The organism is Prauserella alba (assembly GCF_024171735.1).
In the GTDB taxonomy this organism is placed as follows: Bacteria; Actinomycetota; Actinomycetes; order Mycobacteriales; family Pseudonocardiaceae; genus Prauserella; species Prauserella alba.
In genome coordinates this window covers 92,769-100,941 of the sequence record NZ_JAMTCH010000010.1, presented here as the reverse complement: position 1 = coordinate 100,941, position 8,173 = coordinate 92,769, and the positions used below count along the sequence as shown (strand labels likewise).

Genomic DNA, 8,173 nt, shown 5'->3' with positions numbered 1-8,173 from the left:
CCTAGATGAGGTCTCCCACCCGTGATGGGTTAAGGCCCCCAAGAGATGATTGGGTTGATAGGCCAGACATGGAAGCGCAGTAATGTGTGTTGGAGTGGACTGGTACTAATCGGCCGAGGACTTGCCCACGAAGATGCTACGCACCCACTCTACGATCCTGAAACACCACACCACCCCACACGCGGGTGTGTGGGGAAGCGACAGCATGTGTTGTTTCGTAGTGTTTCGGTGGTGATAGCGGTAGGGGTACGCCCGGTCCCATTCCGAACCCGGAAGCTAAGCCTGCCAGCGCCGATGGTACTGCATCCGAAGGGGTGTGGGAGAGTAGGACACCGCCGAACTTAACCACAAAAGAAGGGGCCTGTCGGCTCGAGAACCACCCCGTCCTCGGGGTCACGGTCTCGCCGACAGGCCCCTCTTCTTTTGTGCTCTATACACAACACCACACCACCGAGCCCTTTTTCGTGTGCTCGATCAGGACTTCGGCAGGGGCGGATCCGTCGATGTCGGCGCCGAGAATTATCGGTTTCGGAGGCCCGGTTTCGGAGGCGACGGATCCGCCGTTTTGTGCATGCGGTTCGGTGTGTGCGGGTTCGGTCGACTATGCGGACGCTGTTACCGCGCCCGGATTTCTATCGCACTGGGTATCGCTGGCCCGCCCGGATGCTCATTGCGCCGGGTTATCGCGGTGCCCGGTTGCCACGGTGCACGGTTTTCGATGGGTGCCGCGACAACCGGGTGAGCCCGTTGTCGGTGGGCTCAGTCGTCGCCGCGGAGGGGGCGTTCGTCGAGCGTTCCGGCGTCGCCGTCGGCGCGAAGGTGGACGAACGATGTGAAGCCGGCGGCTTCCATGCGCTTCAACTGTGCGGCGAACTTGCCGCTGCGGCCGACGGGTGCGACCGATCGGCTGTCGCCACGCAGCTCGCGTGCGGTCGCGAGGACCGTCGAGGTCGGCACGTCGGCGTCGTAGAGCACCGCGAGGCGATCGCGCGTGGGCGGCTCCGACAGCAGATCCACGATGCGTTCGAAACCGATCGAGAACCCGCACGCGGGAACGTCGGTTCCGAGGGATCGGCCGATGAGGTTGTCGTAGCGGCCGCCGCCCGCAACCGAGCCTGCGGCGTCCGGTGCGGCCACCTCGAAGATGTGCCCGGTGTAGTAGCCCATGCCGCGCACGAGCGTCGGATCGAACTCCCACGCGACCGCGTTCTGCGCCCCGATGTCGGTGAGGCACGTCGCGGTGGTGGCCAGATCGTCGAGGACGACGTCCGGCAGGCTGGGGAGCACCTCGGCGAGCCTTGCGGCCAGTTTGTCGCCGGGAACGTCGCCGAGCGCCTCGATGCGGTCACGGGCGGCCGAGACCACCTCGGAACCGAAACCACGTTTCGTCAGCTCGCTGCCGACACCGTCCCAGCCGATCTTGTCCAGCTTGTCGAGCGTGATGAAGAAGCCGTCCTGAGCCTCCAGCGGCACACCGGCCTCGGTCGCCAGTGCCGACAGGAACCGGCGGTCGGAGATCCGTACCGTCGTGCCGGTGAGACCCACGCGGTTGAGAGCCTGCGTGGTGGCCTCGATCAGTTCGGCCTCGGCGAGCATGCCCGGTTCGCCGACCATGTCGATGTCGCACTGGTAGAACTGGCGGTACCGGCCCTTCTGCGGCCGCTCGGCACGCCATACGGGTCCGAACTGGAACGAACGGAACGGGGTGGGCAGCTCGCCGCGGTGCTGACCGTAGAACCGCGCCAGCGGAACCGTCAGGTCGTAACGCAGGCCCATGTCGACCAGCTCGGCGAGCTCGGTGTCGGCCTCGACACGCTCGGGCAGGCCGCGGCGCAACACCTGGAAGATCATCTTCTCGTTCTCGCCGCCCTCTCCGCCGGAGAGCCGCTCGATGCGTTCCAGGGCGGGAGTCTCGATGCGCTGATAGCCGTAGCGGCCGTACACGTCGGTGATCGTCGACAGCACATGGTCGCGCACCGCCACCGCCGAAGGAAGCAGGTCACGGGTGCCCCTCGCGGGGCTGTTGTCGATCTTCACCAGGGAGTCCTCGAACATCGGGTACGGGCATCGAATACCCGCTGAGTCTATCGAGCGCGTCGTGGACCGGTGAGCAGGGCGAGACCCGCGCCCACGAGGCACACGACGGAAGTGATCGCGAAGATCTCCGTGTACTGGGTCAGCATCGCGTCCTGCAGTTCGGCCGCATACTCGGCTGCGGCCCTGTCGAACGCCGCATCGCTGGGGTAGAGCATCGGCAGCGGTGTCTGCAGGTCCGCGGTGAGGCTGTGGAACCGGTGCAGCCCCCACGCCGACAGCGCCGAGATGCCGACGAGCATGCCCGTCATCCTCGCCACGACCACCGCCGCCGACGCCAGCCCGTGCTGACCGGCAGGCACGACCCGCAGCACGACCGCCGACAGCGGCGCGATGACCAGGCCCAGGCCGACGCCGACCACGATCAGATCCGTGTCCAGCCGGGGCAGCGTCAACGGGCCGAGCTCGTGCGGGGTGGACAGCACGTCGGCGGGCCAGTGCGACATCAGCAGGAACCCGCAGGCAGCGATGAGCAGGCCCGCCCCGGCCACCCAGCGTTCCGCGATCCGGTTCGCCAGCAGACCGCCGATCACCGCCCCCACCGGCAGCGCGACGAGGAACCGCAACAGCAGCAGCACCGCGCCCTCGTCCCGTTCGCCGAGCAGCGTCTGGGCGAACAGTTCGACGTCGACGAGCGTCACCATGAGCGCAGCCCCCGCGGCAAGACTGGCGCCGAGCGCGGCGAAGAACGGTCGCAGCTGCACGTTCGCTGTGTCGAGCAGCCGCGTGCGCGCCGTGGCCTCCCACGCGACGAACGCCACGAACGCCGCGGCCGCGGCGATCAGCGTTGCAGGGCCCCAACTCGGCAGGACCTGTTCCTGCGGCTCCGGGTTGTACAGCGCGACGACCAGTAGGCCCAGCGCCACCGCCAGCAGGCTCGCACCCACCACATCGGCCTTCTGCCGCTGCGCGGGACGTCCACCCTGGATCGACCGGTGCACCACGACCATCGCCAGCAGCGCGAGCGGCACGTTCACCCAGAACACGGCCCGCCAACCGGCCAGCCCGGCCAGCGCGATCCCGTACACCGGGCCGAGGACACTGCCCAGTTCCTGCGCGCCGCCGACCGCACCGAGCACCGCCGCCCGCCTGCGCTGCGCCCACAGGTCCGCAGCCAGCGCGAGCGTGACCGGAAGGAGCGCACCGCCCGCGACGCCCAGCACCACGCGTCCCGCCACCAGGAACGGCACCGACTCGGCCGCGGCCGTCAGCACCGACCCGGCGATGAACACCGTCAGGCACGTCTGCAGCAATGCCTTGCGGCCGAACCGGTCCGACGCCTGGCCGAGGAGTGGCATCGCGGCGACGTAGCCGAGTAGATAGCCCGTGACGATCGGCGTGACCCGCTCGATGCGGTTCAGCGGAACCTGCAGGTCCTCGACGATCTGCCGCAGCAGTCCGAGCACGACGTAGGTGTCCAGCGCTCCGAGCAGTACCGCGAGGCCGCCCGCGCTGATCGCGAGGCGGCGTGAGCCGGTGGCCGCGGTCGGGTCGGTGCCGGTGGCGTCGGGGGTGGTCACTGCGGAGACTCGACGGTGACCGGTTCGTTCACGTCGGACAGGGTGATGTCGACGGACGCATCGCCGGAGAACGTCGCCGTGGCCTTGACCGGCAGGCGGGACTCGTCGTCGCGGATCCAGAACGCCACGTCCGCCGCCGACGGCACGCCGGGCAACACCTCCGCCAGCACGTTCCGCGGAAGCTTGCCCTCGACCTTGAAGGCGTCGCCACCGGCGACCTCCTCCCTGGCGATCGTGCGCGGGTCCTCGAGGCTGGAGACGAGTCGGGCGACACCGCGGTCCGGGTCGAGCACCGCCGACGGATCGTAGATGCTCGACACCATCGACGCGGGCAGTTGCTGATAGCCACCGGTCGGGCCCTTGAGGTGCAGGGAGTCGGCGGTGAGCACGAAGTCGATCTCCACCAGCCGGCCTGCCTGGGTGATCGTGCCGCTGCCCTCGGCCTCGCCGTCGGCGGTCAGGTCGCCGTCCAGCGACTGGATCATCAGCCCCTGGACGTTGCCGTTGACCTGGATGGCGAAGTGCGTGCTGTCGATCTCGGCCGTGGCTTCGGCTGCGTCGTCGACGAGCGTCGCCGCGTCGGGAAGCGATTCGTCGGAGGCGGAAGAACATCCGCTGGCGGTGACGGCCGCGGCGACCAGCACCCCGGCGAGCAGTCGACGTGTGCGCATGCACCGAAAGGTACTGGGGCGCGGAGCGTCACCTTGTGGGCGGTGGTGGGAGAGGGGCCGGCCGTACTGGGACGCGAAGCGTCACCATTCCGTGCGGTACCAGTCCACGCGCATCTGTTACACCGAGTGAGCGCTCCGCGGGGTGGAACTGCCCCCAAGGGCACCTTGGGGGCGCTCAATGCCACCAAGGTGCCCTTGGGGGCGCCAACCCTGTGGGCTGAGTGGGGGTCACTCCATGAGGTGGGCGGCGGAGGTGGCGCCCAGTTCCCAACAGGCGGCGAGGTCGTCCTTGCCGGGTTCGCCCATGACGGTCACGGGCGCGGTCGCCTGCTGCCAGCCCAGCCCCGTCGTGACGGTCGTGATCGCCTTCTGCGCGCCCTCGACACCCTCGTTGCCGTGCACGTAGTACCCGAACGGCAGACTGCGCGTCGCGTCGAGGCACGGGTAGTAGACGGTGTCGAAGAAGTGCTTCAGCGCGCCCGACATGTAGCCCAGGTTGGCCGGCGTGCCGAGCACGATCCCGTCGGCGCCGAGCACGTCGGACGCGGTCGCCGACAGTGCAGGCCTGCGTACGACGTCGACGCCCTCGATCTCGGGGTCGGTCGCACCCGACACGACCGCCTCGAACATCGCCTGCAGGCTCGGCGACGGTGTGTGGTGAACGATCAGCAGCGTGGCCACGGCGTCTCAGGGTGCCTCGGCCGGTGCGGACTCGGCAAGCACGCGGTCGAGGTCGCCGCGCAGCGCGGTGAGCCGTTCCGCGGCGCGGGCCCGGGCCGCGGTGAGTTCGCCGCCGGGTGGTTCGGTCACCTCCAGGTAGGCCTTCAGCTTCGGTTCCGTGCCCGACGGCCGCAGCAGCACGCGGACGCCCTGGCCGCGCAGCCGCAGCACGTCGGCATCCGGCAGCAGGTCCTCGGCCGTGACGGCGACGCCGCCCAGTTCGGTGGGCGGTTCCGCGCGCAGCCGGGCCATCAGCTCGGCGCGCGCGGTCAGATCGGCGATGCGCAGCGACACCTGGTCGGTGGTATGCACGCCGTGACGGCCGGCGAGGTCGTCGAGCACGTCGAGTACGGTGCGTCCGCCCGCTTTCAGCGTGGCGACCACGTCGCACGCGACGAGTGCCGCGGAGATGCCGTCCTTGTCCCGCACGACATCCGGGGCGACGCACAGCCCGAGCGCCTCCTCGTAGGCGAACACCAGGCCCTCACCGGCCCGGGCGAGCCATTTGAAGCCGGTCAGCGTCTCCGCGTACCGCGCGCCGTGGGCCCGTGCGATCTCGCCGAGCAGTGACGACGACACGATCGTCGTGGCCACCAGCGGTGCGTCCGACTCGGTGACCGTGCCGTCCTCCTCGACGATCAGCTCACCGGCGGAGCCGCCCTGACCGGCGCGGTCGAGGCCGGACAGCACGTGCTCGCCGAGCACGACCCCGGTGTCGTCGCCGCGGAGCATCCGCCACGCGCCGTCGCGCCCGGGGACACCGAGGGCACACCGGTCCGCGTCCGGATCGAGCGCTATCGCCACGTCGGCGCCGACCTCGGAGGCCAGGGCGAGCAGCCGGTCGGTGGCGCCCGGTTCCTCGGGGTTGGGGAACGTGACGGTCGGGAAGTCGGGGTCCGGCGTGCGCTGGGTGTCGACCAGGTGGACGTCGGTGAACCCGGCGCCGCGCAGGGTGGCCTCCAGTACGTCGGCGCCGACGCCGTGCAGCGCCGTCGCCGCGATCCGCACGTCCCGTGCCCCTCCTCGCGGCAGACTCGTCGTCGCGGCGAGGTAGGCGTCGAGCACGTCGGCGGTCGCCGCTCCACCGGTCCGCGGCACCTGCCGCGCCGGGGGCGCCCCCTCGATGGCCGCTTCGATCCGCCGGTCGGCCGGGGGCACGATCTGCATGCCCGTGTGGTCGTAGAGCTTGTAGCCGTTGTCGGCGGGCGGGTTGTGCGATGCGGTGATCTGGATGCCGGCGGCCGCGCCGAGATGCCGCACCGCGAACGCCAGCAACGGCGTCGGCACGCCACCGGGCAGCACCGACACGGCGAACCCGGCCGCCGACAGCACCTCGCCCGCCGCGGCGGCGAACCGGTCCGACCCGTGGCGGGCGTCGCGGCCGATCACCACCGCCGCGCCCGCGTGGCCGGAGTCGGCGAGCCACTGCGCGACCCCGGCGGTGGTCCGGACCACCACCGCGGCGTTCATGCCGTTCGGTCCGGCCCGGACCGGGCCCCGCAGTCCCGCGGTGCCGAACGCCAGCGGTCCGGCCATCCGGTCGGCCAGGTCGGCGACCGCCGCCGTGTCACCGGCCATGGCACGCGCGAGCACGGCCTGCAGTTCCTTCGCGGTCGACTGATCGGGGTCGTCGGCGATCCACCGGTACGCGGCGTCGCGCAGGGCCGGCGTCAGGCTGATGGGTTCTGTGGGCTCGGGCACCGGCCCATGTTGTCAGGCGACGGCGGCGCTCGATAGCTTTGCTCTCGCCTGAGCCGAGTGGGGGTGGCCTGCAGTGTTGTCCGGTGCCGCGTTGTCCGGTGCCGCGCTGGTCGGTCCGGCCGCGCGGGAGGAGCTGGCGCGGATGGCGCCTGCGTTCCGGGAGCAGGCCGGGGCAGTGGCCCAGCGGATCATCGAGCAGATCCAGTACACGATTCCCGAGTACCAGCGGCCGTTGGAGGGCGCGTTCGGGAAGGCGATCCGCGACGGCGTCGAACAGGGCGTCGTCGATTTCCTCGACCGGTTGCTCGGCAACGCGCCCGTCGACGACCGCACGAACGAGGTGTTCCGCCAGCTCGGCAGATTCGAGGTCGCCGAGGGCCGCGGGCTGGAGGTGCTGCACTCGGCGTTCCGGCTGGGAGTGCGCGTCGGCTGGAAACGGCTCGCGGAGATCGGCCTCGGGGCGGGGCTGCAGGTCGAGACCATGTGTGAGCTGGCAGCGGCCCTGTTCGCCTACATGGACGAGCTGTCCGAGCTCTCGCACGAGGGCTACACCGCGGCGCAGCGGCGTGCCGCCGGGGCGCTCGAACGGAGGCGCAAACGGTTGCTCGAGGTGCTCGTGGCGGAGCCGCCCGCGCCGAGGGAGGTGCTCGAAGAGCTGGCGGCCGCCGCCTCGTGGCCGCTGCCGCAGCGCCTGGCCGTCGCGGTCGTCGACCCGCAGGGCGACGGTCCGGCCGGTTACCCCGACCTGCCCGACGACGTGCTCGTCGACCTCGAAGGCGGCGCGCCGTGCCTGGTGCTGCCGTGGCGGGAGGCGACCGGCGACGAGCCTGGCGAGGGCGGGTTCGCCGACGTCGCGCTACGCGGCAGAGGCGCGGTCGTCGGCCCGCCCGTTCCGGTGGAGGAGGCCGCGCACTCGCTGCGGTGGGCCCGCAGGCTCGCCGAGCTGCGCGCGGCGGGCGTCGTCACCTCACCGTCGTCCGTACCCGCCGCCGCATCGGACGACAGGGCATCCGACACCGCCGCATCGGACGACAGCGCACTCCACGCCGGCACATCCGGCGGCAGTGCACCCGGCGGTCCCGACGACGTGCTGCGCGCCGACGAACACCTGCTCACGCTGTGGCTGCTGAGCGACCCGCCGTTGGCCCGACTGCTCAGCGACAAGGCCGTGGCGCCGCTCGACGGGTTCAATGTGCGCCAGCGCGAGCGGCTCGCCGAGACGTTGCTGGCCTGGATCCAGCGGCGCGGCAGCGCCCCGGACATCGCTGCGCAGCTGGGCATCCACCCGCAGACCGTGCGCTACCGCATGCATCAGCTCGAACAGCGCTACGGCGACCGGCTCTACGACCCCGACGGGCGCGTGTGGATCGCCACCGGGCTGCTGGCGCGGAACCTGCTGCGCAAACAGGACGCCGCGCCGGCGTGACTGTCCGTGCACGGCGGGCGCGGGCACGTCCGCCCCGGGAA

General features: G+C 70.9%; 6 protein-coding genes and 2 rRNA genes. 3 read left to right on the top strand and 5 right to left on the bottom strand.

Translation table 11 applies throughout. From position 1 onward, the window contains the following. Together LY12_RS25545 and rrf are read left to right on the top strand one after the other, a co-directional pair. A 23S ribosomal RNA gene (locus LY12_RS25545) occupies positions 1–129 on the top strand; the annotation flags it as partial. A gap of 95 nt (positions 130–224) precedes the next feature. After that, positions 225–341: ribosomal RNA gene (rrf, locus tag LY12_RS25540) — 5S ribosomal RNA — on the top strand. A gap of 418 nt (positions 342–759) precedes the next feature. Here the strand turns inward: rrf and hisS are convergent. The 5 genes from hisS to LY12_RS25515 form a co-directional block, all read right to left on the bottom strand. Next, entirely contained in the window at positions 760–2,037 is a 1,278-nt protein-coding gene (hisS, locus tag LY12_RS25535; RefSeq protein ID WP_253860026.1) for a histidine--tRNA ligase, read from the bottom strand. Positions 2,038–2,084: 47 nt separating this feature from the next. Next, on the bottom strand, positions 2,085–3,614 hold the full coding sequence (locus LY12_RS25530) for an MFS transporter (protein ID WP_253860025.1): 1,530 nt from the start codon (positions 3,612–3,614) through the stop codon (positions 2,085–2,087). After that, positions 3,611–4,285: an LppX_LprAFG lipoprotein gene (locus LY12_RS25525; RefSeq protein ID WP_253860024.1), complete on the bottom strand. Its 675-nt coding sequence runs from the start codon at positions 4,283–4,285 to the stop codon at positions 3,611–3,613. The genes LY12_RS25530 and LY12_RS25525 overlap by 4 nt, the downstream gene beginning before the upstream one ends. 228 nt (positions 4,286–4,513) lie before the next feature. Beyond that, complete coding sequence (locus LY12_RS25520) at positions 4,514–4,966, bottom strand: flavodoxin family protein (RefSeq protein ID WP_253860022.1); 453 nt, start codon at positions 4,964–4,966, stop codon at positions 4,514–4,516. 6 nt (positions 4,967–4,972) lie between these two features. Then, positions 4,973–6,685 (bottom strand): phospho-sugar mutase, encoded by a 1,713-nt coding sequence (locus LY12_RS25515; protein ID WP_372493643.1) that lies wholly within the window; start codon positions 6,683–6,685, stop codon positions 4,973–4,975. Between the two features lie 94 nt (positions 6,686–6,779). On the opposite strand from LY12_RS25515, the gene LY12_RS25510 reads away from it, so the two are divergent. Further along, positions 6,780–8,132: a PucR family transcriptional regulator gene (locus tag LY12_RS25510; RefSeq protein WP_253860020.1), complete on the top strand. Its 1,353-nt coding sequence runs from the start codon at positions 6,780–6,782 to the stop codon at positions 8,130–8,132. Positions 8,133–8,173 lie beyond the last annotated feature (41 nt).

Excerpts from the sequence above, each read along its gene's own strand:
- LY12_RS25525 (WP_253860024.1), bottom strand. The coding sequence starts at position 4,285 with ATGCGCACACGTCGACTGCTCGCCGGGGTGCTGGTCGCCGCGGCCGTC.